Here is a 23,126-nt window from a genome sequence, read left to right as displayed (position 1 = left end):
CTTTCACCACCCTCACCATCCAAGCCAAGATCCAAGGAGACGCCCATGTCCAGCACCGCCCAGGGGGCTTCCAGCCCTTTTTACACGGCCGAGCACGCGGCCTTTCGCGACGTGATGCGCCGCTTCGTCGCAAAAGAAATCACGCCTTTCGTCGATGAATGGGACGACGCCGGCAGCTTTCCGCGCGAGCTCTACCGCAAGGCCGCCGAAGTCGGTCTGCTGGGCCTGGGCTTTCCCGAAGCCTACGGCGGCAACGATGGCGACCTGTTCATGACCATCATCGCCTCGCAGGAGCTCGCGCGCTGCGGCGCGGGTGGTGTGCTCGCGAGCCTGCTGTCGCACACCATAGGCTGCCCACCCATCGTCAACGTGGGCAGCGAAGCGCTCAAACAGCGCGTGCTGCCACCCGTGTTGCGCGGCGAAAAAATCAGCGCGTTGGGCATCACCGAGCCCTCGGGCGGCTCGGACGTGGCCAACCTCAAGACCACGGCGCGGCGCGAGGGCGACCACTACATCGTCAACGGCTCCAAGACCTTCATCACTTCGGGCATACGCGCCGACTTCTACACCGTGGCCGTGCGCACCGGCGGCCCCGGGCCCGGCGGCGTATCGCTGCTGTTGATCGAAAAAGGCACGCCCGGCTTCACGCAGACGCCGCTGCGCAAAATGGGCTGGCTGTGCTCCGACACCGCAACGCTGTATTTCGACAACTGCCGCGTGCCCGTGGAAAACCTCGTCGGCCAGGAGAACCAGGGCTTCAAGGCCATCATGAAGAACTTCAACCGCGAGCGCATCTTCCTCGCCGCGGGCGCCAATGGTTTTGCGCGCGTGTGCCTCGACGAGGCGCTCGCCTGGGCCAAGCAGCGCGAGATGTTCGGCGGCAAGCTCATCGACATGCAGGTCACGCGCCACAAGCTCGCCGACATGGCCATGCGCATCGAGGCCACGCAGGCCATGCTCGAGCTGCTGGCCTGGCGCGTCGAGCAGGGCGAGCAGCCCGTGGGCGAAATCTGCCTGCTCAAGAACCAGGCCACGCAGACCATGGCTTTTTGCGCCAACGAGGCCGTGCAGATCCACGGCGGCGCGGGCTTCATCCGCGGCGTCACTGTCGAGCGCATCTACCGCGAGGTCAAGGTCAACGCGATCGGCGGCGGCGCCGAGGAAGTCATGCGCGACCTGGCCTCGCGCCAGCTCGGGTTTTATGCATGAAATCAGCCTCTAGAGCTCGTCTATCCTGCGTTGGCAGCTATATCTAAGGTAGTAACCCGTGGTTCCCGAGACACCCTCCGCCCCGGCCACTGCTGCCGCAGCTGGCGCAACCAAGCAAGACTTGCACCGCGCCCTGCGCGAGGCATTGCAGACGGCGCCGCCCACAGGCAGCTCTGACGGCGCCGGCGGCTTTCCGCGCGCCTGGTGGGCGCATCTGGGCCGCTGCGGCATGCTGGGGCTGGGGTTTTCGCTGGACGGGCGCCCAAGTGCAGCCGACGCGGTGCAGGTCAGCGCGCTCGCGGGGCAGATCACGCACGCCACCGGCAGCCTGGGGCTGGGCATGGCCTGGATGATGCAGCAGATGCTCGGGCGCTACGTGCTCGGCCCGCTCGTGCAGCAGGGTGCCGCGGGCGCATTGGACGCATCACACGCATTGCTCACCAAGCTGCTAGCGTCAATGGCGGCGGGCGAATGCCTGCTCGCTCTGGCCATCTCCGAGCCCGGCGTGGGTGCGCAGCCCAAGCACCTGCGCACGCGCGCCGTGCAGCCATCGGGCGCAGCGGGTGACGGCGACTGGGTGCTCGACGGGCACAAAGCCTTCGTCAGCAACGGCCCTGCGGCCGACGCGATCATCGTGCTTGCCGTGAGTGCCGTGCACGAGGGCCGCAAGCGCTTCGACGCCTTTTTGCTCGACGCCCAGACCCCCGGCCTCACGCGCGAGGCGAACGCGCGCGTGCAAGGGCTGGCGCCGCTGGGGCATTGCGACCTGCGGCTTGAATCTTGCCGCGTGCCCGCAAGCCGGCGCATCGGCCCGCCCGGACGGGCGTTCGAAACCATCGCGCGGCCCGTGCGCGCCGTCGAAGATGCGCTGCTGCTCGGCCCGCTGCTCGGCGCCATGCAGTGCGAGCTCGAAGCGCTCGCGCATGCCCTCGGCACGTCGGCCGTGGCTGCGGGCACTGCCGACACAGCTGCCAGCGACGCCGTGCGCGAACTCGGTGCGCTGCAACTCGAATGGCAAGCGCTGCACGCCGTGCGCGACGCCGTCGCCCGCCAGCTCGAAGTGCACGGCTGCGACGACGCACTGGCCTTTGCCACCGTAGGCGCGCGCCGCCTGCTCGAACGCTGGCAGACAGCGTATGAAAACGCCTGGGAAGCGGCGTCACAAGCCTTGGGCATCGCAGCGCTGCCCTCTCTCACCCGTGATCTGCGTCTGGTGCTGGGCATCGCGCGCGGCGTCGCGCACTCTCGTCAACTCCAAACGGGGCAACAGTTGCTCCAGTCACTCCACCCATGAAAACCGAGCATTCCGACCATTTTTCATCCATAGACCGCGTCGCCCAGAGCTTCGCTTCTGTCGATTACATCGCAAGCCCCGCGATCGCCACCTCGGTCTATCTGGGCTTTCACCTCGAAAAGCCCATCCTCATCGAAGGCCCCGCCGGTGTGGGCAAGACCGAGCTCGCCAAGAGCATGGCGGAGATTCTCGACGTACCGCTGATCCGCATGCAGTGCTACGAGGGCCTGGACGAATCCAAGGCGCTGTACGAATGGAAATACGGCAAGCAGCTGCTCTATACCCAGCTGCTCAAGGACAAGCTCGGCGAGATGATGCAGGGCGCCCAGGGCCTGGCCGAGTCCATGGACCGTCTGCACGCGCACGACGACCTGTTTTTCAGCGAGCATTTCCTCGAGCCGCGCCCGCTGTACCAGGCGCTGCACCAAGAAAAAGGCTGCGTGCTGCTGATCGACGAAATCGACAAGTCCGACCCTGAATTCGAGGCCTTTTTGCTCGAAGTGCTGTCGGATTTCCAGGTTTCGGTGCCCGAACTCGGCACCATCAAGGCCAAGGTCAAGCCCATCGTGTTCCTGACCAGCAACAACACGCGCGAGATGAGCGACGCGCTCAAGCGCCGCTGCCTGCACCTGCACATCACCTTCCCCGAACCGGCGCTCGAGCGCCGCATTCTCGAGCGGCGCGTGCCAGGCCTGTCCGACACGCTCAACCGCGAACTGGTCGCCTTCGTCCAGGCGGTGCGCCAGCTCGACCTCAAGAAGCTCCCCTCGGTCAGCGAAACCATAGACTGGGCCAAAACGCTGCTGCTGCTCAACGCCGAGCACCTGAGCCTGGACCTGGTGCGCGACACGCTCAACGTGTTCCTCAAGTTCGAGCAGGACATCGCCACGGCGAACGAGCAGATGGGGAATCTGTTGCAACAAGCCCGCAAGGACGCAGAGGTGTCCCATGCAAGCCACGCTTGAAGATTTTTTCAAGGCGCTGCGCGGCAGCGACCTCGAAGTGCACCTGAACGCGCAGGTCGATGCGGCGCGCGCCGTCGAGCTCGTCGGCTGGAGCGACCGCACGCTGCTGAAAAACGCGCTCGGCACCACGCTGGCCAAGACCACGGCAGACCGCGTGCTGTTCGACGAGGCCTTCGACCGCTTCTTTCGCTTCGATGCGTTCCAAAAACCGGCAGCAGCAAAGGCCGGCACCTCGGGCGCGAGCCCCGGCGCCGAGCAAAATGCCGACCAGACCACGACTGATCAGCCCAAGGACGAGCAGCCCCAAATGGGCTCGGGCGGCCCCGGTGGCTGCCAGGGCAGCGGCGGGCAGGCGCTGTCGCAGCTGCTGCTTTCGGGCGATTCGGCGGCGCTCGCCAAACGCATGCAGGAAGCCGCGCGCGAAGTCGGCCTGACCGACATCTGGTTCTTCACCCAAAAAGGCTACTACACGCAAAAAATCCAGCAGGCCATGGGGCTGGAGCTGCTCGACCGCGAAATCGCCGACGCCAAGCGCCAGACCATGGCGCCCGAGCGCGCCAAAGCGCTCGAGCTCGCGCGCAAGCGCCTGTTCAACGAGGTGCGCAACTTCGTCGAGCGCAAGCTCGCGCTCTACGGCACCGCGCCCACGCGCCAGCTGCACGACGATTTTCTGCAGACGCAAAAGCTCTCGAACATCGAAAAACGCGACTTCGAGCGCATGCACATCATCGTGCGCAAAATGGCCAAGCGCCTGGCCGAACGCCACGCGCGGCGCAAAAAGCAGCGCGTGCACGGCCAGCTCGACTTCCGCAAGACGCTGCGCAAAAACGCTGCCTACGGCGGCATCCTCTTCGAGACCTTCTGGCGCACCAAGGTGGTCGATAGACCGCGCGTGATCGCCATCTGCGACGTGAGCGGCTCGGTGCGCCAGTACGCACGCTTTTTGCTCCTGTTTTTATACAGCCTGGACGAGCAGCTGAGCGGCGTGCGCAGCTATGCGTTCACCAACCATCTGGTCGATGTCAGCGACACCTTCACGCAGCTGCCGGTCGAGCAGGCCGTGGACAAGGTCATCCAGGCCGTGGGCGGCGCGGGCAGTGACTACGGCCAGACCCTGCTCGACATCGAAGAACAATTGCTCGACCAGATCGATCGCCGCACCACCATCCTGTTCCTCGGCGACGCGCGCAACAACCGCGGCGAGGCGCACACCGAAGTCATGCGCCTGCTCTACGAGCGCGCGCGCCGCGTGATCTGGCTCAACCCCGAGCCCACCTCGTTCTGGGGCCTGGGCGATTCGGAGATGAAGCGCTACGCACCCTACTGCCATATCGCGCGCGAGTGCAATTCGCTCGTGCAGCTCGAAAGTGTGCTCGATGCGCTGCTGCGCACGCACTCCGCCAGCGCCTGAGCCCCCACGCCATATTGCTTTCACCAAAGGAGAATCTCTTGAGTACCCCCGCCTCTGCGCAAGACCGCATCGCCGCCTGGAAACAAAAGTGGAACGAGAGCACGTTCCTCAAAGCCCAGGGTCTCGAAGTCGAAGAAACCGGCGTGGGCCGCGTCACCGTGCGCCTGCCGCAAGTGCAGCCGTCCCAGCTCGGCGGCGGCGGCACCGACAACGAGCTCAACAGCGGGGTGCTCAATGGCGGCGTCATCTCGTACATGTTCGACGGCGCGCTCGGCTGGGCCATCATGTCCGCGCTCATGGATCTGCCCGAAGCCAAGGAAATCAACCCCTCCGACCTGCGCCAGTTCACCATCAACCTCGACATCACCTTCCTCGACGCCGCCATAGGCTCGCGCTTCGAGGCGCATGGCCGCATCGTGCGCGTGAGCAAGTCCACCGCCTTTGCCGAGGGTGACTTCGTCGATGCCAACGGCAAAGTCTGCGCGACGGCCAAGGGCATCTGGCGCATCTTCTGGCCGCGCAACAAGCTTGCCGCAGCCAGCTGACGGCCGCCACCCGCCCCCCGACACAACACCTATCACCACCGACGAATCCACCGGAGACAAGCATGACCAAGACCACCCTGCGCATAGGCAGCGCCTCGGGCTTCTGGGGCGACACCGAGTTTTCCGCGGCCCAGCTCATCGAACACGGCAACATCGACGTGCTGGTGTTCGACTACCTCGCGGAAATCACCATGTCGCTGCTCAGCCGCGTCAAGGCCAAAGACCCGGCGCAGGGCTACGCGCCCGACTTCATCAGCACCATGCGCCCGCTGATGAAAGAGATCAAGGCGCGCGGCATCAAGGTGGTCGCGAATGCCGGTGGCGTCAACCCTTCCGCCTGCCGCGCGGCGCTGGTCGCGGCAGCGCAGGCCGAAGGCGTGGACTTGAAGATCGCCGCCGTGCTCGGCGACGACCTCATGCCGCAGGTCGAAGCGCTGCGCGCTGCGCAAACCAAAGAGATGTTCTCGGGCGCACCCTTCCCGCAAAAGGTCATGAGCGCGAACGCCTACCTCGGCGCCTTCCCCATTGCCGCGGCGCTCTCCGCGGGCGCCGACATCGTGGTCACGGGCCGCTGCGTCGACAGCGCCGTCACGCTCGGGCCGCTGATCCACGCCTTCGGCTGGAGCGCCACCGACTACGACCGCCTCGCACAAGGCAGCCTCGCGGGCCACCTGATCGAATGCGGCACGCAGACCACCGGCGGCAACTACACCGATTGGGAATCCGTGCCCGGCTGGGACGACATGGGCTTTCCGATCGCCGAGTGCCGCGCCGACGGCAGCTTCGTCATCACCAAACCCGAAGGCACGGGCGGGCTCGTGTGTCCCTCCACCGTGGGCGAGCAAATGCTCTACGAAATCGGCGACCCGCGCGCCTACATCCTGCCCGACGTGGTGTGCGACTTCACGGGCGTCACGCTCACGCAGCTCGGCCCCGACCAGGTCGAGGTCAAGGGCGCACGCGGCCGCGCACCCACCGACCAGGCCAAGGTCAGCGTCACCTACGCCGACGGTTTTCGCGCCATGAGCCTGTTCATGATCGGCGGCATAGACGCGGGCCCCAAGGCACACCGCGTGGGCGCGGCCATGCTTGCGCGCCTGCGCCGCTATTTCGCACAGCGCGGCTGGCCCGACTTCTCCGAAACCAGCGTCGAAGCCATAGGCGCCGAAGACACCTACGGCCCGCACGCACGTTCGAACTCGCGCGAAGTCATGCTCAAGGTGGGCGTGCGTCACCCCATGAAGGACGCGCTGGAGCTGTTTTCGCGCGAAGTCGCGCCGCTCGCACTGATGTCGGCCCCGGCGATCACGGGCTTCACCGGCGGTCGCCCCAAGGTGCAGCCTGTCGTGCGCTTGTTCTCGTGCCTGGTGCCCAAGGCGCAGGTCGTGACCAGCATAGACATGGGCGAGCAGACCGTGCCTGCGCCGCAATGGAGCGGCCAGCCTTTCAACCCCGCGAGCCTGCCCGCCGTCACGGGCCCGTTGCCCGCCGCCAACGCCTTTGCGCGCGGCGTGCGCACCGTGCCGCTGGTCAGGCTCGCCTGGGGGCGCAGCGGCGACAAGGGCGACGCGGCCAACATCGGCATCATCGCGCGCCGCCCCGAATTTCTGCCCTTCATCCGCGCCGCGCTGACCGAGCAGGCCGTGGCCGGCTATTTTGCGCACCTCGTCAAAGGCAAGGTCGAGCGCTTCGACCTGCCGGGCACGCACGCGCTGAACTTCCTGCTCCAAGAGGCCCTCGGCGGCGGCGGCATCGCCTCGATCCGCATGGACCCGCAAGCCAAGGCCTACGCGCAGATGCTGCTCGACTTCCCCGTTCCCATCCCGGCTGAAATGGCCATCTGATGGGCGCAGCATTTCCTTTCCCCCACCCCATGACAGCGAGGAGATAGACCATGAACGCACCCATCAAGCCCAGCACCTCCATGGAGGCCCTGCAAGCGCGCATCCGCGACATCCAAGAAGCCACGCGCGGCGTGACGGCGCAGTACGACCGCGCCTACATCCTGCAGTGCATCAAGGAAGACCGCTTCCCCGACGAACTCTGGGCCAAGCTCGGTGAATTCGGCCTGCTGGGCCTCTCGATCCCCGAGGAATACGGCGGCTCGGGCGGCGGCGTGCTCGAAATCACCGCGCTCAACGAGGCCCTGGCCCTCGCCGGCGTACCCACGCTGTTCCTCGTCGTCACGGGGCTGGGCCGCGTGCCCATCGTGCGCAACGGCACGCCCGAGCAGATCAAGAAATACGTCACCCCGACCTGCACCGGCGAAAAGAAGATGTGCTTTGCCATCACCGAACCCAACGCCGGCACCAACAGCTTCGCGATGACCACGCTCGCCCAACCGAACGGCAAGGGCGGCTGGACGCTCAATGGCCAAAAGGTGTTCATCTCCGGCGCACGCGACGCCGACTACATGCTCGTCGTGGCGCGCACCACACGCGCGGCCGAGGTCAAGAACCGCACCGAAGGCATGTCGCTGTTCGTGCTCGACATGAAGACGCCCGGCATCAAGCTGCAGCAGCTCAACATCCAGGTCGAGACGGCCGAGCGCCAGTACATGGTGTTCTTCGACAACGTCGAACTGCCCGCCGACGCGCTGATCGGCGAGGCCGGCAAGGGCGCCAAGGCGATGTTCGAAGGCTTGAATTCCGAACGCCTGCTCGCCGCCGGCGCCGCACTCGGACTGGGCGACTATGCGCTTGCCAAGGCCGTGGCCTACTCCAAGGACCGCAAGCCTTTCGGCAAGCCGATCGGCTCGTACCAGGCGCTGCAACACCGCATGGCCATGGCCAAGGCGCAGCTCGAGGCCGCACGCCTCATGACCTACTCGGCCGCCGAGCGCTTCGACGCCGGTGAAGACGCAGGCGCGCACGCCAACATGGCCAAGCTGCTCGGCTCCGAAGCCGCCGTCGCCGCCGTCGAAGCCGCGCTGCAAACGCATGGCGGCTACGGGTTCGATCGCGACTACGACGTGGTCACGCTCTGGCCCATGCTGCGCCTGCTCAAGATCGCGCCGATCAACAACGAAATGTTGCTCAACTACATCGGCGAACACGTGCTGGGCTTGCCCAAGTCGTATTGAACCCAGCGCTGCGCGCCTACGCGGGTGTTGGCGGAGGTCATTTTGGCCGCGGCGAAAACCAGGCCACGTAGAGCGCGGGTAGTACCACCAGCGTGAGCAAGGTGGCCGTGACCAGGCCGCCGATCACGACGATGGCCAGCGGGCGCTGCGTCTCGGAGCCGATTTCGTGCGACAAGGCCATGGGCAGCAGCCCGAGCATGGCGAGCAGCGCCGTCATCAACACCGTGCGCAGGCGCTGCAGCGAGCCCTGGCGCACGGCTTCGAGGACGCTCAGGCCGCCGGCCTGCAATTGCTGATAGACCGAAAGCATCACCACGCCGTTGAGCACGGCCTGGCCCGACAGCGCAATGAAGCCAATCGCGGCGGACACCGACAAGGGAATGTCCAGCACCCACAGCGCCAGAAAACCGCCGATCAGCGCGAGCGGCACGTTGACCAGGATCAGCGCCGCCGTCTTGATCGACTTGAACGCATCGAACAGCAGCACGAAGATCAGCAGCAGCGAGATCGGCGTCACGATCGAAAGGCGCTGCATGGCGCGCTCCTGGTTTTCGAACTCGCCCGACCAGGTGACCTGGTAGCTCGTGGGAATTTTGACATTGCGCGCGACGCGCTCCTTCATGTCCGCGACCACCGAGCCCATGTCGCGGCCCTGGATGAAGATGCCGATCGCGGTGGTGCGCCGGCCGGCCTCGCGCGCGATGTTCATCGCCCCCAAGGATTCGCGGATGTGCGCCACGGCGCTCAGCGGCACGTAGCCGCCTTCGGGCGTGGCGATGGGCGTTTGCGGCAGCCGCGCGATGACGCGCTGGTCTTCGGGCAGGCGCACGGCCACGGCAAACTTGCGCTCGCCTTCCCAGATGCTGGTCGCGGCCTTGCCCGCGAGCGCGGCCTCGATCACGTCCTCGATGTCGCCCACGTTGAGGCCGTAGCGCGCGGCCTGGTCGCGGTCGATGTCGATGAGCAGCTGCGGCACCTGGCCGTCGCGGTCGATCTCGGCGCGCGCCACCCCTGCGACCTGGCGCACCTGCTGCGCGATTTCGTCGGTGATGCGCTTCATCTCGACCAGATCGTCGCCCGCGAGCTTGATGACGATCTGGCCCTTGATCTGCGAGATCGATTCGAGCACGTTGTCGCGGATCGGCTGCGAAAACGCAGGGTCTATGCCGGGGATGGCGCGCAATGCGTGATCCATTTGCTCGATGATCTTTTCCTTGGTCATGCCGTGGCGCCACTGCTCCTCGGGCTTGAGATCGACGAAGGTCTCGGTCATGGAGATGGTCTTGGGGTCGGTGCCATCCTCGGGCTGCCCGGCTTTGGAGACCGTGGTGCGCACTTCAGGCACCGACAAAAGCGCCTGCCGCGCCTGATGCAGGATGTGCGTCGCCTCGGCACTGGACACGCTGGGCGCAAGGTCGAAGTTCACCCAGATGGTGCCTTCGTCGAGCTCGGGCAAAAACTCCGACCCGAGCCGCGCCGCCGCCACCATCGCCACGCCGAACACCGCCACCGCAATCAGGGTGACCCGGCGCCGGTGCGTGAGCGCCCAGTCGAGCAGCGGGACGTACCACTGCTTGGCCCTTGCCACCAGCCGGTTGTCGCCATGCGGCAGTTTTTTGCGCAGCGTCCAGTAGGCGAGCAGTGGCACCAGCGTGAGCGAAAACACCAGCGAGCCGACGAGCGCCGTGGTCACCGACAGGGCCATGGGGCGGAAGATGCGCCCTTCGTGGCGCTGCAGCGCAAAGATCGGGATGTGCGCCGCGATGATGATGAGCATGGAAAACAGCGTGGGCCGCCCGACTTCGCTCGCGGCATCGATGATGGTTGCGCGCCGCGTGTCCTCGTCCATGTTTTCGCCGCGCTCGGCCAGGCGGTGCATGATGTTCTCGACCACGATCACCGCGCCATCGACGATGATGCCGAAGTCCATCGCGCCCAGGCTCAGCAGGTTCGCCGGCACGCCGAGGATTTTGAGCCCCATGAAGGTGGACAGCAGCGCCAGCGGGATGATGGCCACCACGGCGATGCTCGCGCGCAGATTGGACAGAAAAAGGTAGAGCACCAAAGACACCAGCAGCGCGCCTTCCACAAGGTTATGGAACACCGTGCTGAGGGTCTTGTCCATGAGCCAGGTGCGGTCGTAGAACGGCACGATCTGCACGCCCGGCGGCAGCCCGCGGGCGTTGAGCTCGGCGATCTTTTGCTTGACGCCTTGCAACACCTCGCGCGGGTTCTCGCCCTTGCGCATCACGACGATGCCGGTCACGACATCGTCGTCCTGGTCCTGGCCGACCACGCCCAGGCGCGGCACGGCGCCCACCTTGACCTGCGCCACGTCCCGGATCAGCACCGGCGTGCCGTTGTGCGCCGCAACGACGATGCGCCCTATGTCTTCGCTCGAACGCAGCAGCCCGATGCCGCGGATCGTGAACTGCTGCGCACCCTGCGCCACGTAGCTGCCGCCCGCATTGGCGTTGCCGCGTCCCAGCGCGTCGAGCAGGTTCTGGAAGGTGACCTTGTAGGCGCGTAGCGCGTCCAGATTGGGCTGCACCTCGTACTGCTTGATGGCGCCGCCCATGGCCACCACGTCGGCCACGCCCGGCACCTGGCGCAGCGCACGCTCCACCGTCCAGTCTTCGATGCTGCGCAGCTCGGTGGTCGAAAGGCCGTCACCCTTGATCCGGTAGCGCATGATCTCGCCCACGGGTGTGGCGTTGGGGGCGATCTGCGCCTGCACGTTGGGCGGCAAGTCCGTGCCCGCGAGGCGCTCGCCGACCTGCTGGCGCGCGACGTTGATATCGACGTCTTCGTCGTAGGTCACCACCATGTAAGACAAACCGAACTGCGTGTGCGAAAACACCCGGATCGCGTGCGGCAGGCCCGATAGCGCCACCTCGATCGGCAAGGTGACCTGCTTTTCCACCTCCTCGGGGGCGCGGCCCGGATAGAGTGTGATCACGGTCACCTGCGCGTCCGTGACGTCCGGGAACGCCTCGACCGACAGGTTTTTGAACGCAATCACGCCGGCCAGCGCAAACAGCAGCGTGCCCAGCACGATGAACAGCGGCTGGTGCAGCGCGTAGTGGATCAGCCGCTTCATTGCGCTTCCTTTTTCACGCCAGCGTCTTCGATGCCCATGGCGTACTGCTGGGCCAGTTGCAGCACATTCTGCGAAACCACCTTCTCGCCGGCACGCAAACCCGCGGTAATGACGACCTGCGACTGTCCTTCATTGCCCACCGTCACCGTGCGCGGCTCGAACACGCCGGGCTCGCGCTGCACGAACACGACATGCGCGTTGCCGCGCAAAGTCACGGCCTGCGCGGGCACCACGACGCCGCCGGGGCTTTTTTGCGTCAGGTGCACGGTGGCGAGCATTTCGGCCTTGAGGCGCCGGTCGGGGTTGGGCACCACGCCACGCACTTTGATGGTGCGCGTGGTCGGATCGATGGCGTCCGCGAGCGCCATGACCTGGCCCGTGAAGCGCTCGCCTGGATAGGCGTTGACCGTGAGGCTGAAGCGGCTGCCGGGCTGCAGTGCCGCCAGGTCGGCCTCGTGCGCATCGATCTGCAGCCACAACACGCTCGGATCGGTCACGACGAACAGCGCCGGTGTGCCGGGGCCGGACTGGTCGGGGCGCAACTCCTGCCCCGGATTCAGGTTGCGCTCCACCACCACGCCGGCAATGTCGGATTTGATGGCCAGCTGCTGATCCACGCGCGCGTCGCCGCCATACAGGCGCGTGCGCGCAACCGCACGCGCAGACTCGGCTTGCGCACTCACGGCGTCAGCCTGCGCCTGTTCGAGGTCTTTGCGCGCCACGATGCCCGCCGCGAACAGTTCGCGCTGACGCTGCAAGGCCTTGAGCGCGACACTTTCCTGGGCACGCGCCTTGGCAGCGTCCGCCTGCGCCTGACCAAAGTCGGGCGAGGCCAGCAAGGCCAGCACCGTGCCGGCTTTGACGGTTTGCCCCAAGTCCGCCCGCATCGCAGCCACACGGCCCGCAAACGCAGGATAGATGCGCTCCGTGCGCTCCTCATTCCATACCAGGCGCGCAGGCAGATCGAGCGCGATGTTCTGGCTCGGTTGCGCCGTGGCCACGCCCAGCAACGCGAGCTGCGGATGCCCTGGCGGGAAATGCAGCTGGCCGTTTTGCACGATGGGCGGCGCCGCCTCGGGCGCGGCGCTCGCAGCCTCGGACGAGGCCGCGCGGCCGCAACCGCCGAGCAACGCTGCCGCCGCGAGCGCCAGCAGGCCCAGCGGCACACCGCGGCGCAGGCGGGCGCGAAGGGCTTTGTGAAAAGAAAAGTTCATCAACATGGCTTGTGCATCCCAAAAAACGGCGTTCGTGCGCCCCACGGTCAGGGCTGTGGCCCGAGCAGCGCTTGTGGCTGCACGCGCAACTGCCAGGCGCCGAGCGCTTTGGCGTAGTCGGCGCGCGCGGTGACCGCGTCGAGCAGGGTGGCGCGCAGCGTGCGGCGTGCGTCGAGCAAATCGGTCAGCGGCAGCGCACCTTTGGCGTACGCGAATTCGGCGCTTTGGGCTACCTCGCGCGCCCGCGGCAAGATGCCGCGCTCGAAGCTCGCCACGCGCTGCGCGGCGCGCAAGGCGGTCTGCTGTAGGTTTTGCAAGTCCAGGCGTGCCTGGCGGCGCGTGTCGTCGAGCAGCTCCTGCGCTTGCTCCTCCATGGCTTGCGCACGGCCGATCTCGCCCTCGTAGTGGTAGCCCCATTGCAGCGGCATCTGGATGCGCAGCTCGACCAGGCGGTTCGAGGTGCCCGGCCAATGGTCGTAAGACGCTCCCAGCGTCCAGTCGGACTTGCGCTGCGCGTTCGCCAAGGCGAGCGCCGCCTGCGCGGCGCGAAGTCGCGAGAGCGCCGCGCGCACGTCGCTGCGATCCTCCACCAGCGCGTCCAGGTCGGCACGCAGCGCGGGCGGCAGCGCGGTGTCGGCCGTTGCCGGGGCAGCGGGCCAGTCGCTCGCCGAAGCGCTGAGCGCCGCACCCGCGCCCAGGCCCGCGTTGCGGCCAATGATTTGCACCAGGGCCACGGCCGCCTGCTCGTACGCGAGCGTGGCGGCCTGCGTGTCGGTATGCGCGCGCTCGGCCTCGATGCGCGTGCGCTGCACGTCTTGCGCCGCAAGGTCGCCCGCCTGCAGCCGGCGCTCGGCCAGGCGTGCGAGCTCCTGTGCGCTGTGCTCTATGGCCTGCGTTTCGTGCAGGCGCTCCTGCGCCGCCAGCAACTCGAAGTACGCCGCGAGCGCGGCCTGCAGCTGCTGCGTTTGCACCTCGTGCACGTCCGACTGCGCGGCGTCTGCGCTGCGCTGGGCGGCCTCGGTGCGCAGCGCGCGTTTGTTGCCGCGCTCCCAAGTCCAGTCGAGCTCCAGCGACTTGTCGATGCGCTTTTGCCCGAGCAAACTGCCGCTGCCCAGCCCGTGCTGCAAATCCATGGACGAAGACTTGCCGGTGAACACGGGCAAAGGCGCATGGTCGGCACTCTTGATGTCGGCCTGCGCTGCCGACAACGCTGCACGCGCCTGCAGCACGGCGCTGCTGTCGCGCGCTGCCGCAAGCACCTGCGCCAAGGTCAGGGCCCGCGCGCCGGCGGCTTGCGCCATGGCTGCCGGCTCGGCCAGCGCAGGCGCAAGCATTGCGGGCGCCGGCATCGCAGGTGCGGCGCGCTCTTGCGCGGGCGCCGCACCCGCCCATGCGAGCGCCCCGAGCGCCCAAACCACACCGCAGCGGCGAAGAACGAGGGACTGTCGTATGCTCATGCCGCGTTTATCGCGCGTGCGACCTGACCGCGACCTGACCTTTCCCCGACCCTCTACGCCCCATGCGAATCCTGCTCGTAGAAGACGACGCCGTGCTGCACGGCGTCATGCTGCGCAGCCTCACCGAAGCCGGGCACCGCGTCGATCTGGCGCGCAGCGTGGCCGAGGCGCAGCATTTTTGGCGCGTGCAGAGCTTCGATGCCGTGCTGCTCGACCTGAATCTGCCGCTCGACAACACCCCTGGCAGCGCACAAAGCAGTGCGCCAGGCAGCGGCCTCACGGCGCTGCGCGCCGCGCGTGCGCGGGGCGACCGCACGCCGGTGCTGGTGCTCACGGCGCGCGACCGCACCGAAGAACGCATCGCCGGCCTGGACGCGGGCGCCGACGACTACCTGGGCAAGCCGTTCGACCTCGCCGAGGTCGAAGCGCGCCTGCGCGCCCTGGCGCGACGCGCCCAAGGTGCCGACGACCACGTGTGTGTAGGCGCGCTCGCGCTCGACCGGCGCGCACGCCGCTTCACCGCGCAAGGGCAGCCGCTGGAGCTGCCGGCGCGCGAATTCGAAGTGCTGTGGGAGCTCATGACGCCGCCGGGGCGTGTGGTCAGCAAACGCCAGCTCGCCGAAAAGCTCTCGGACTTCGACGAGCTGCTGGGCGACAACGCGCTCGAGGCGTTCATCTCGCGCCTGCGCAAAAAGCTCGCGGACAGCGGCGCAGGCATACGCACGCTGCGCGGCCTCGGCTACATGCTCGAAGCGCAGTAAGCGTCCATTTCCGCAGGGAACATGCCCTCAGACACCCCCGCAGCGCGCGCCACACCCATGCCCCAGAAGGCGCCCATGGGTGCACAGCCAGAAACCGCACCGGCGGCAGGCCTTCGGACGGCACACACGCCTCTGCCCTCGCTGCGCACGCGGCTGCTGCGCCACGTGCTCGCGCCGCTCGCGCTGACCTGGCTCGTGGGCACGGCCATCTCGGTGCTGGTGGCCAATGGCTTTGTGCAGCGCGCCTTCGACCGCTCCATCCTGGATGACGCCTACGCCGTCGCCGCGAACGTGCGCGCGGCCAATGGTCGGCTCGAATTCGCACTGACTTCGCGCGAAGTCCAGGCGGTGCTGTTCGACCAGGTCGAGACGGTGTATTTCGCGGTGCTGCGCCCCGACGGCACGATGCTCGCTGGCAACGCCAATCTGCCCGTGCCAGCGCCGCAAGCCGGGGAGGAATACCGGTTTTCCGACGTGTCTTACCAAGGCCATGCGCTGCGCGCGGTGCGCTTGCACGCCCGCGGGTCGCCGCCTTTCGACGTGGTCATGGCACAGACCGTGCACAGCCGCGCGGCGCTGCTGCGCAGCGTGCTGGGGTATTCGATAGCGCCGCAGATCGTGCTCTTGCTCGCGCTGAGCTGGTGGCTGCGGCGCGCCATCCAGCGCGACCTGCAGCCGCTCGTCGCACTGCAGCAAGCGCTGGCGCAGCGCGCCGCGCGCGACCTCGCCCCGCTGCAGGTACGGCCCTCGACGCGCGACCTCTGGAACCTCGGAGCCGCGGTGAACGGCCTGCTCGCGCGCGTGGCCGACAGCGTGCGCGCGCAACGCGAATTCGCCGGCAATGTCGCACACGAGCTGCGCACGCCGCTCGCGGGCATCCGGGCGCTCGCAAGCTACGCGCTGCAGCACGACGAGCCCGCCGTGTGGCAAGCGCAATTGCATGCCATTTTGCACAGCGAAGAGCGCGCGAGCCACCTGGTAGAGCAATTGCTGGCGCTTGCGCTGGCCGACGAGGCCGGCTACGTGCTGCCCGCCCAGCCCGTGCGCCTCGACGAGCTCGTGCATGCCGTGGTGCTGCGCTTTTTGCAGCGCGCCGACGCCGCACAGGTCGATCTGGGCGCGCGCGGCCTCGAACAGGCGGTGACGCTGCAGGCCCAGCCCGTGCTGCTCGAAGGCGTGCTGCACAACCTCATCGACAACGCCTTGCGCCACGGCCGCCCAGCGCGCGGCGGCGTCGCGGCGCAGATCACCGTGGCGCTCGAGCACACGGGCGGCGAAGTGGTGCTTGCGGTCAGCGACAACGGCCCCGGCATCTCGCCCGCGCTGCGCGACCGGCTGCGCCAGCGCTGGGTGCAAGGCGAGGTAGGACAGAGCCTGGGCCAAGGCGCGGGCCTGGGTCTGGCCATCGTCACGCGCTACGCCGAGCTGCTGGGCGCACGCCTGGAGATCACGACCCCGCCGCAAGGCGGCTTGTGCGTGCGCCTCGTGTGGCCTGGCCCCTAGCAGCCTGTCGGACTTTGGGCGTCGATAGCGAGAATGGGCCCCAGCGAGGCCAGTTTTTGCCGGATTCGCAGCCCCATAGCGGGACTATGGGGCAAGAAGCCGGTAAAAAATGGGCCGCTGCGGCGCATTCGCAGCCGACGATTCCAAAGTCCGACAGGCTGCTAGTGCAACGGCTTGAGACAGCCAGCGGACAATTCATCAAAAGCCGGAGACGCTCTTTGGCTGACCAGACGATGCTCCCGATCAACGCCACGTCACGCGCAAGTCACGAATGCCGCCCATGATGGCCGCGCATGACATGCATAGACTTGGTGTTTTTCGACGCGGGCGGCGGGCATCGCGCCTCGGCCAATGCGCTCGAAGCCGTGATCCACGAGCAAGGCAGGCCCTGGCAGGTGCGGCTCGTGAACCTGTTCGAGGTGCTCGACCCGCAGGGGTACTTTCGCAAGCTTACGGGCATGCGCCCCGAAGACCTCTACAACCGGCGCCTGGAGCGCGGCTGGACGCTGAGCTTTCGCCAGGAGCTCAAGCTGCTGCAGGCCGTCATCCGCCTCGCGCATCCGCGGCTCGTGCGCCGTCTGCAGCAGCACTGGCTGCGCACCGAGCCCGACATGGTCGTCTCGGTGGTGCCCAACTTCAACCGCGCGCTCTACGCCAGCCTGACCTCGGCGCTGCCCGGCGTACCCTACGTCACCATCCTCACCGATCTGGCCGACTACCCACCGCATTTCTGGATCGAGCGCGGCCAGGCGCAGCACTTCATCTGCGGCACACCGAAAGCCGTCGCACAAGCGTACGCCATGGGCTACGGCCCAGAGCAAGTGCATGCGACTTCAGGAATGATCCTGCGGCCGGATTTTTACCGTCCGTTGGAGATAGATCGTGTCAGCGAACGTCGCAAGCACGGGTTGGACCCCGGCCTGCCCACGGGCCTGGTGCTTTTCGGCGGCAGCGGCTCGGCGGCCATGCTGGGCATCGCCGAGCGGCTCAAGGACACGCAGCTGATTCTGGTGTGCGGGCACAACGAGGCGCTGGCCAACAAGCTGCGCGCCTTGCCCGCGGCTGCTCCGCGGCTGGTGCTGGGTTTTACGCGCGAAATCCCGTACTACATGGAACTGGCCGATTTTTTCATCGGCAAACCGGGGCCGGGCAGCCTCAGCGAAGCGGTGCAGAAAAACCTGCCCGTGATCGTGGAGCGCAACGCCTGGACCATGCCGCAGGAGCGTTACAACACCGTCTGGGTGCAAGAGCAGCAGATCGGCATCGTGCTGCGCAGCTTCCGCTCGATCCGCCGCGCCGTGGCCGAGATGGTGCAGCAGCTCGACACCTACCGTGCGCGCGTGCGTCCACTGGAAAACCGTGCGGTGTTCGAAATCCCCGACATCCTCGCCGGCATCCTGGCGCAGGCGCAAGGGCCAGCGCAGGATGGCGCCAGCGCCGCAGCTGAAAAAATCCTATTTCGATAGCTGCAAGCGCAGGACCTATCTGGGCCAGAGGCGGTTTTTGCTCAAAAATCGGCTAGCTGCGGATCAGGTGGTCAAACGCGCTCAGCGCGGCCTTGGCGCCCTCGCCTGCGGCGATGATGATCTGCTTGTAGGGCACGGTGGTGCAGTCGCCCGCGGCGAACACGCCGGGCAGGCTGGTGTGGTTTTTCGCATCGACCACGATTTCGCCAAACCGCGACAGCTCGAGCGTGCCCTTGAGCCAGTCGGTGTTGGGCAGCAGGCCGATTTGCACGAAGATGCCTTCGAGCGCGAGCGATTTTTGCGCGCCGCTGACCCGGTCTTGGTATTGCAGCCCTGTGACCTTGTGGCCGTCGCCCGTGACTTCGGTGGTTTGCGCGTTCACGATGATTTCGACGTTGGGCAGGCTGCGCAGCTTGCGCTGCAGCACCGCGTCGGCCTTGAGCTCGGGCGCGAATTCGAGCAGCGTGACATGCGCGACCACGCCCGCAAGATCGATCGCGGCCTCCACGCCCGAGTTGCCGCCGCCGATCACGGCCACGCGCTTGCCCTTGAACAGAGGGCCGTCGCAGTGCGGGCAATACGTGACGCCCTTGGTGCGGTACTGTTCCTCGCCCGGCACGTTCATGTTGCGCCAGCGCGCGCCCGTAGCCAGGATCACGGCCTTGGCGCGCAGGCTCGCGCCGTTTTCCATGCGCACTTCGATCAGGCCGCCCGGCGTGCTCGCGGGCACCAGCGCCTGGGCGCGCTGCAGGTTCATGATGTCCACCTCGTACTCGCGCACGTGGCGCTCGAGCGCGGCGGCAAACTGCGGGCCTTCGGTCTTGGGGATGGAGATGTAGTTTTCGATGTCCAACGTATCGAGCACCTGGCCGCCGAAGCGCTCGGCCGCGACGCCCGTGCGTATGCCCTTGCGCGCGGCGTACACCGCAGCCGCAGCACCCGCGGGCCCGCCGCCGACGATGAGCACGTCGAAGGGCTCTTTGGCGTTGAGCTTGGCGGCTTCGCGCGCGGCCGCGCCCTGGTCGAGCTTGGCGACGATTTCGGCCAGCTCCATGCGCCCCTGGCCGAACAGCTTGCCGTTCAAAAACACCGTGGGCACGCCCATGATCTCGCGCGCCTCGATTTCGTCTTGGAACAGCGCGCCGTCGATGGCCGTGTGGCGGATGCGCGGGTTGAGCACGCTCATGAGGTTGAGCGCCTGCACCACGTCGGGGCAGTTGTGGCAGGTGACGGAGTAGTAGGTCTCGAACTCGTAGTCGCCCTCGAGATGGCGGATCTGCTCGAGCAAGTCTGCGTCGGCCTTAGGCGGGTAGCCGCCCGTGTGCAGCAGCGCCAGCACGAGCGAGGTGAATTCATGCCCCAGCGGCACGCCGGCAAAGCGCGGGCCCGTGGCTGCGCCGGGCTGGGTGATGAGGAACGAGGGTTTGCGCACCGGCAGGTCGTTTTTCTCGACCACGGTGATCTTGTCGGACAGCGCGCGGATGTCTTGCAGCAGCTCGCGCAGCTCTTGCGACGCGGGCCGCTCGTCGAGCGTGGCCACGAGCTCCACAGGGCGCGTGATGCGCTCCAGATAAGCCTTGAGTTGCGCCTTGAGGTTGTCGTCGAGCATGAGAGGACTCCTGAAATATCCAAACTTGGGGGTCAAAAAAACCGGGCGCCCGGCAAGCTGCCAGGAGCCCGGTGGGCGTCGGGCCGATCAGGGCGCGCACGTGGCCGGCGCGCTCACTGACGGACGGAACGCTGGCTCAGATTTTGCCCACGAGGTCGAGCGAAGGCTTGAGCGTGGCGGCGCCTTCAGTCCACTTGGCAGGGCAGACTTCGCCGGGGTGGGAGGCAACATACTGGGCAGCCTTGACCTTGCGCAGCAGCTCTTCGGCGTTGCGGCCAATGCCTTCGGCAGTGATTTCCATGGCTTGGATGATGCCTTGCGGATCGACGATGAAGGTGCCACGGTCAGCAAGGCCTTGGCCGGGGCGCAGCACGTCGAAGTTGGTGCTGATTTCCCAGGTCGGGTCGCCGAGCATGGGGAACTGGATCTTGCGGATGGTCTCGGAGCTGTCGTGCCAGGCCTTGTGCACGAAGTGCGTGTCGGTGGAAACGGAGTAAATCTCGACGCCCATCTTCTGGAACTCGGCATAGTGGTCAGCCATGTCACCCAGCTCGGTCGGGCACACGAAGGTGAAGTCCGCCGGGTAGAAGAAGAACACTGCCCACTTGCCCTTGACGTCGGCATCGGTGATTTCGATGAACTTGCCACCCTTGTAGGCCATGGCTTTGAAAGGCTTGATTTGCGTGTTGAGTACGGACATTTCAGTTTCCTTGGGTTGAGTTGCTGAACACGGATGCAAGTCTAGGCGCAAACCCGCTGGTGGGCCAATTGATTGCTTGCATGCAATCGATTGGGCTTTCCTATGCCGAGCCTGCGGCCAAACGTGCGCATGCTACGCGATACGGCCACCACGCATGTGACACCACGCATTGACAGCCGCGGCAGCAGCGGCACGGCTGCCATATAAGGATGGTGCGGCCACAATCAATCGGTTTCGAGCACCAGAAAGTCCTGGCTGATGCGCGTGCCGAGCTCGTTCACGCGGTCGAGAAACTGCGTCAGAAAGGCGTGCAAGCCCGTGGCCAGGATTTCGTCGATGCGCCCGTAGCGCAGGTCGGACAGCAGGCGCCCGGCGCGGCGCTGGGTTTCGGCCGACTGCGCGTTGGCGACTGCGGCCAGGTTGTCCACCACTTCGCGCATGCTCGCGTGCAGCGAACGCGGCATGTCGCGGCGCAGGACGAGCAGGTCGGCCACGCGGTCTGGTGTGATCACGTCGCGGTACACCTTGCGGTACACCTCGAAGGCCGAGACGCTGCGCAGCACGGCGCTCCAGTGGTAGAAGTCGCTCTCGAGGTTGCGCTCGCTCGCGCGCCCGAAAAAGTCCTTGGACGCGGCGTGGAACTTCACGTCGAGCAGGCGCGCCGTGTTGTCGCTGCGCTCCAGAAAGGTGCCCAGGCGCAAAAAGTGAAACGCCTCGTCCTGCAGCATGGTGCCCAGCGTGACGCCGCGCGAGAGGTGCGAGCGGTACTTGACCCATTCGAAAAACTGCCCAGGGTCGCGCTCGAGTTCGCCGTCTTCGAGGTGGCGCCGCAGCTCCAGCCAGGTCTGGTTTTGCGTCTCCCAGATTTCGGTGGTGAGCGCGCCACGCACCGCGCGTGCGTTTTCGCGCGCGGCGCGCAGGCACGAGAAGATCGACGAAGGGTTGTCGCCGTCGCACACCATGAATTCCAGCACCCGGGCGGGCGTGACTTCACCGTGTTTCTGCGTGTACGCCGGCATCAGCTCGCTGATCGACAGCAACCCCTGCCAGCCCGCCTGCGCCTCGGCAGCAGATTGTGGCAGCAGGGAGGTCTCGTAGCTCACGCTCAACATTCGGGCGGTGTTCTCTGCCCGCTCCGTGTAACGGGACATCCAGAAGAGGTGATCGGCAGTGCGGCTCAACATAGGGCCTCCGGTGCGACGGCGGGCAGAGAACCCCGCACGCGCTGCGCGCGCCCGCGGTATTCTGGTGCAAGCCCGCCAGCGGCGGTCTTGTCTGCCCGCTCCGTATAGCGGGACATCCAGAAAAGGTGATCGGCAGTGCGGCTCAGCATGGGGTGCCCTCCTCTTCTTCTCCGAGCACCCAGGTGTCCTTGGTGCCGCCTCCCTGTGACGAATTGACGACCAGCGAGCCCTCCTTGAGCGCGACGCGCGTGAGGCCGCCGGCCACCATCTGTACCTCGCGACCGCTGAGCACGAAGGGGCGCAGGTCGATGTGGCGCGGGGCGATGCCGCTGGCGACGAAGGTCGGGCAACTCGAGAGGCTCAGCGTGGGCTGGGCGATGTAGCGCGCCGGGTCGGCTTCGAGCGCGCGGCGGAAGTCCTCGATCTCGGCCTTGGTGGCGGCAGGGCCGATCAGCATGCCGTAGCCGCCCGCGCCGTGCACCTCTTTCACCACGAGCTCGGGCAGGTGCGCGAGCACATAGCGCAGGTCTTCGGGGTTGCGGCAGATCCAGGTTGGCACGTTGTTCAAAATGGGCTCTTCCCCGAGGTAAAAGCGCACCATCTCGGGCACGTAAGGGTAGACCGATTTGTCGTCGGCCACGCCCGTGCCCACGGCATTGCAGATGCTCACGTGGCCGGCCTGGTAGGCTTCCATGAGGCCCGCGCAACCGAGAATGGAGTCGCTGCGGAACACGCGCGGGTCGAGAAAATCGTCATCGACGCGCCGGTAGATCACGTGCACGCGCTGCAGGCCGCGCGTGGTGCGCATGTAAACGAAACTGTCCTTGACCACCAGGTCTTGTCCCTCGACCAGCTCGACCCCCATCTGCTGCGCCAGGAAGGCGTGCTCGAAGTAGGCGCTGTTGTGCATGCCCGGCGTCAGCACCACGACGGTGGGCTCGGCCGAGGTCGTGGGGGCGCACGCGCGCAGGGTCTCGAGCAGCAAATCGGGGTAGTGCGCCACCGGTGCGACCGCGTGCGCGTTGAACAGCCCCGGAAACAGCCGCATCATCATCTTGCGGTTTTCGAGCATGTAGGACACGCCCGAGGGCACGCGCAGGTTGTCTTCGAGCACGTAATACTCGCCCTCGCCCTGCGCATTGGCCGCGCGCACGATGTCTATGCCGGCGATGTGCGCGTACACGTCGCGCGGCACCTGCACGCCGATCATCTCGCGCCGGAACTGCACGTTGTGCAGCACCAAGTCGGCGGGCACCACGCCGGCACGCAGGATGTCCTGCGCGTGATAGACGTCGTGGATGAAGCGGTTGAGCGCCGTCACGCGCTGCACCAGGCCGCGCTGCAGGTGCGCCCACTCCTGCGCGGGGATGATGCGCGGGATCAGGTCGAAAGGGATCAGGCGCTCGTTGCCCGCGCCGTCTTCGTCCTTGGCACCATAGACCGCAAAGGTGATGCCCACGCGGCGGAAGATCACCTCGGCCTCGGCACGGCGCGCCTGCATGCGCTCCACGGGCTGGCGCACCAGCCAGTGCGCATAGCGCCGGTAATGGGCGCGCACCTCGCTGCCCTCGTAGGGCAGGGATGCGTACATCTCGTCGAATGCTTGCATGCAAAAAGCCTCCTGCA

General features: G+C 66.7%; 19 protein-coding genes. 11 read left to right on the top strand and 8 right to left on the bottom strand.

What is annotated here, in order from left to right:
• The first annotated feature begins 45 nt into the window (after positions 1–45).
• The 7 genes from DFR45_RS07415 (at position 46) to DFR45_RS07385 (ending at position 8,506) form a co-directional block, all read left to right on the top strand.
• Positions 46–1,209 carry an acyl-CoA dehydrogenase family protein gene (locus tag DFR45_RS07415; RefSeq protein ID WP_114483072.1) on the top strand — a complete coding sequence of 388 codons (1,164 nt, stop codon included), beginning with the start codon at positions 46–48 and terminating at the stop codon, positions 1,207–1,209.
• Positions 1,210–1,267: 58 nt separating this feature from the next.
• Positions 1,268–2,503: an acyl-CoA dehydrogenase family protein gene (locus tag DFR45_RS07410; RefSeq protein WP_144686932.1), complete on the top strand. Its 1,236-nt coding sequence runs from the start codon at positions 1,268–1,270 to the stop codon at positions 2,501–2,503.
• Positions 2,500–3,468 (top strand): AAA family ATPase, encoded by a 969-nt coding sequence (locus tag DFR45_RS07405; RefSeq protein ID WP_114483070.1) that lies wholly within the window; start codon positions 2,500–2,502, stop codon positions 3,466–3,468. Before DFR45_RS07410 ends, DFR45_RS07405 begins: the two co-directional genes overlap by 4 nt.
• Complete coding sequence (locus tag DFR45_RS07400; protein ID WP_114483069.1) at positions 3,452–4,879, top strand: VWA domain-containing protein; 1,428 nt, start codon at positions 3,452–3,454, stop codon at positions 4,877–4,879. Before DFR45_RS07405 ends, DFR45_RS07400 begins: the two co-directional genes overlap by 17 nt.
• 38 nt (positions 4,880–4,917) lie before the next feature.
• A complete protein-coding gene (locus DFR45_RS07395; RefSeq protein ID WP_114483068.1) occupies positions 4,918–5,424 on the top strand; it encodes a PaaI family thioesterase in 507 nt (168 codons plus the stop codon).
• Between the two features lie 62 nt (positions 5,425–5,486).
• Positions 5,487–7,268, top strand: coding sequence for an acyclic terpene utilization AtuA family protein (locus DFR45_RS07390; protein ID WP_114483067.1), 1,782 nt, complete (start codon positions 5,487–5,489; stop codon positions 7,266–7,268).
• Positions 7,269–7,318: 50 nt separating this feature from the next.
• Positions 7,319–8,506 (top strand): acyl-CoA dehydrogenase family protein, encoded by a 1,188-nt coding sequence (locus DFR45_RS07385; RefSeq protein ID WP_114483066.1) that lies wholly within the window; start codon positions 7,319–7,321, stop codon positions 8,504–8,506.
• 37 nt (positions 8,507–8,543) lie between these two features.
• On the opposite strand, the gene DFR45_RS07380 is transcribed toward DFR45_RS07385, so the two are convergent.
• From DFR45_RS07380 to DFR45_RS07370, 3 genes are read right to left on the bottom strand one after another with little or no spacing between them, the layout of a single operon-like run.
• On the bottom strand, positions 8,544–11,606 hold the full coding sequence (locus DFR45_RS07380) for an efflux RND transporter permease subunit (RefSeq protein ID WP_114483065.1): 3,063 nt from the start codon (positions 11,604–11,606) through the stop codon (positions 8,544–8,546).
• A complete protein-coding gene (locus tag DFR45_RS07375) occupies positions 11,603–12,820 on the bottom strand; it encodes an efflux RND transporter periplasmic adaptor subunit (RefSeq protein ID WP_114483235.1) in 1,218 nt (405 codons plus the stop codon). Before DFR45_RS07375 ends, DFR45_RS07380 begins: the two co-directional genes overlap by 4 nt.
• 47 nt (positions 12,821–12,867) lie before the next feature.
• Positions 12,868–14,277, bottom strand: a complete 1,410-nt coding sequence (locus DFR45_RS07370) for a TolC family protein (protein WP_241659365.1) — start codon at positions 14,275–14,277, stop codon at positions 12,868–12,870.
• A 62-nt stretch (positions 14,278–14,339) separates the two neighbouring features.
• Here DFR45_RS07370 and DFR45_RS07365 point away from each other — a divergent pair, with 62 nt between their 5' ends.
• The 4 genes from DFR45_RS07365 to DFR45_RS07355 all read left to right on the top strand — a co-directional run bounded on the left by DFR45_RS07365 (position 14,340) and on the right by DFR45_RS07355 (position 18,007).
• The gene (locus DFR45_RS07365; RefSeq protein WP_114483064.1) at positions 14,340–15,038 is read left to right on the top strand and encodes a response regulator transcription factor; all 699 of its coding nucleotides are present in this window, start codon (positions 14,340–14,342) and stop codon (positions 15,036–15,038) included.
• 75 nt (positions 15,039–15,113) lie between these two features.
• A complete protein-coding gene (locus tag DFR45_RS07360; RefSeq protein WP_421782211.1) occupies positions 15,114–16,541 on the top strand; it encodes a sensor histidine kinase in 1,428 nt (475 codons plus the stop codon).
• An 86-nt stretch (positions 16,542–16,627) separates the two neighbouring features.
• Positions 16,628–16,825: a hypothetical protein gene (locus tag DFR45_RS14345; RefSeq protein ID WP_147269959.1), complete on the top strand. Its 198-nt coding sequence runs from the start codon at positions 16,628–16,630 to the stop codon at positions 16,823–16,825.
• 9 nt (positions 16,826–16,834) lie between these two features.
• Entirely contained in the window at positions 16,835–18,007 is a 1,173-nt protein-coding gene (locus tag DFR45_RS07355; RefSeq protein ID WP_114483062.1) for a glycosyltransferase family protein, read from the top strand.
• A gap of 52 nt (positions 18,008–18,059) precedes the next feature.
• Here DFR45_RS07355 and ahpF read toward each other — a convergent pair whose 3' ends face one another.
• The 5 genes from ahpF to DFR45_RS07330 form a co-directional block, all read right to left on the bottom strand.
• On the bottom strand, positions 18,060–19,616 hold the full coding sequence (ahpF, locus tag DFR45_RS07350; protein ID WP_114483061.1) for an alkyl hydroperoxide reductase subunit F: 1,557 nt from the start codon (positions 19,614–19,616) through the stop codon (positions 18,060–18,062).
• A 136-nt stretch (positions 19,617–19,752) separates the two neighbouring features.
• Positions 19,753–20,316, bottom strand: coding sequence for an alkyl hydroperoxide reductase subunit C (gene ahpC, locus DFR45_RS07345; RefSeq protein WP_114483060.1), 564 nt, complete (start codon positions 20,314–20,316; stop codon positions 19,753–19,755).
• 224 nt (positions 20,317–20,540) lie between these two features.
• Positions 20,541–21,500: an alpha-E domain-containing protein gene (locus DFR45_RS07340; RefSeq protein ID WP_114483059.1), complete on the bottom strand. Its 960-nt coding sequence runs from the start codon at positions 21,498–21,500 to the stop codon at positions 20,541–20,543.
• Positions 21,494–21,649 carry an alpha-E domain-containing protein gene (locus DFR45_RS07335; RefSeq protein ID WP_114483058.1) on the bottom strand — a complete coding sequence of 52 codons (156 nt, stop codon included), beginning with the start codon at positions 21,647–21,649 and terminating at the stop codon, positions 21,494–21,496. The genes DFR45_RS07340 and DFR45_RS07335 overlap by 7 nt, the downstream gene beginning before the upstream one ends.
• A complete protein-coding gene (locus tag DFR45_RS07330; protein WP_114483233.1) occupies positions 21,643–23,109 on the bottom strand; it encodes a circularly permuted type 2 ATP-grasp protein in 1,467 nt (488 codons plus the stop codon). The genes DFR45_RS07335 and DFR45_RS07330 overlap by 7 nt, the downstream gene beginning before the upstream one ends.
• Positions 23,110–23,126: the final 17 nt, after the last annotated feature.

This window comes from Extensimonas vulgaris (assembly GCF_003337425.1).
Classification (GTDB): domain Bacteria; phylum Pseudomonadota; class Gammaproteobacteria; order Burkholderiales; family Burkholderiaceae_C; genus Extensimonas; species Extensimonas vulgaris.
This window is presented reverse-complemented; position numbering and strand designations above follow the sequence as displayed.

What these genes read in the sequence shown, in the direction of transcription:
- DFR45_RS07400 (WP_114483069.1), top strand. Translation starts at nt 3,452, where the DNA reads ATGCAAGCCACGCTTGAAGATTTTTTCAAGGCGCTGCGCGGCAGCGAC.
- DFR45_RS07380 (WP_114483065.1), bottom strand. Translation starts at nt 11,606, where the DNA reads ATGAAGCGGCTGATCCACTACGCGCTGCACCAGCCGCTGTTCATCGTG.
- DFR45_RS07370 (WP_241659365.1), bottom strand. Translation starts at nt 14,277, where the DNA reads ATGAGCATACGACAGTCCCTCGTTCTTCGCCGCTGCGGTGTGGTTTGG.
- DFR45_RS07375 (WP_114483235.1), bottom strand. Translation starts at nt 12,820, where the DNA reads ATGAACTTTTCTTTTCACAAAGCCCTTCGCGCCCGCCTGCGCCGCGGT.
- DFR45_RS07365 (WP_114483064.1), top strand. Translation starts at nt 14,340, where the DNA reads ATGCGAATCCTGCTCGTAGAAGACGACGCCGTGCTGCACGGCGTCATG.
- DFR45_RS07340 (WP_114483059.1), bottom strand. Translation starts at nt 21,500, where the DNA reads ATGTTGAGCCGCACTGCCGATCACCTCTTCTGGATGTCCCGTTACACG.
- DFR45_RS07415 (WP_114483072.1), top strand. Translation starts at nt 46, where the DNA reads ATGTCCAGCACCGCCCAGGGGGCTTCCAGCCCTTTTTACACGGCCGAG.
- ahpC (WP_114483060.1), bottom strand. Translation starts at nt 20,316, where the DNA reads ATGTCCGTACTCAACACGCAAATCAAGCCTTTCAAAGCCATGGCCTAC.
- DFR45_RS07330 (WP_114483233.1), bottom strand. Translation starts at nt 23,109, where the DNA reads ATGCAAGCATTCGACGAGATGTACGCATCCCTGCCCTACGAGGGCAGC.
- DFR45_RS07335 (WP_114483058.1), bottom strand. Translation starts at nt 21,649, where the DNA reads ATGCTGAGCCGCACTGCCGATCACCTTTTCTGGATGTCCCGCTATACG.
- DFR45_RS07390 (WP_114483067.1), top strand. Translation starts at nt 5,487, where the DNA reads ATGACCAAGACCACCCTGCGCATAGGCAGCGCCTCGGGCTTCTGGGGC.
- DFR45_RS14345 (WP_147269959.1), top strand. Translation starts at nt 16,628, where the DNA reads ATGGGGCAAGAAGCCGGTAAAAAATGGGCCGCTGCGGCGCATTCGCAG.
- DFR45_RS07355 (WP_114483062.1), top strand. Translation starts at nt 16,835, where the DNA reads ATGACATGCATAGACTTGGTGTTTTTCGACGCGGGCGGCGGGCATCGC.
- DFR45_RS07385 (WP_114483066.1), top strand. Translation starts at nt 7,319, where the DNA reads ATGAACGCACCCATCAAGCCCAGCACCTCCATGGAGGCCCTGCAAGCG.
- ahpF (WP_114483061.1), bottom strand. Translation starts at nt 19,616, where the DNA reads ATGCTCGACGACAACCTCAAGGCGCAACTCAAGGCTTATCTGGAGCGC.
- DFR45_RS07405 (WP_114483070.1), top strand. Translation starts at nt 2,500, where the DNA reads ATGAAAACCGAGCATTCCGACCATTTTTCATCCATAGACCGCGTCGCC.
- DFR45_RS07360 (WP_421782211.1), top strand. Translation starts at nt 15,114, where the DNA reads ATGGGTGCACAGCCAGAAACCGCACCGGCGGCAGGCCTTCGGACGGCA.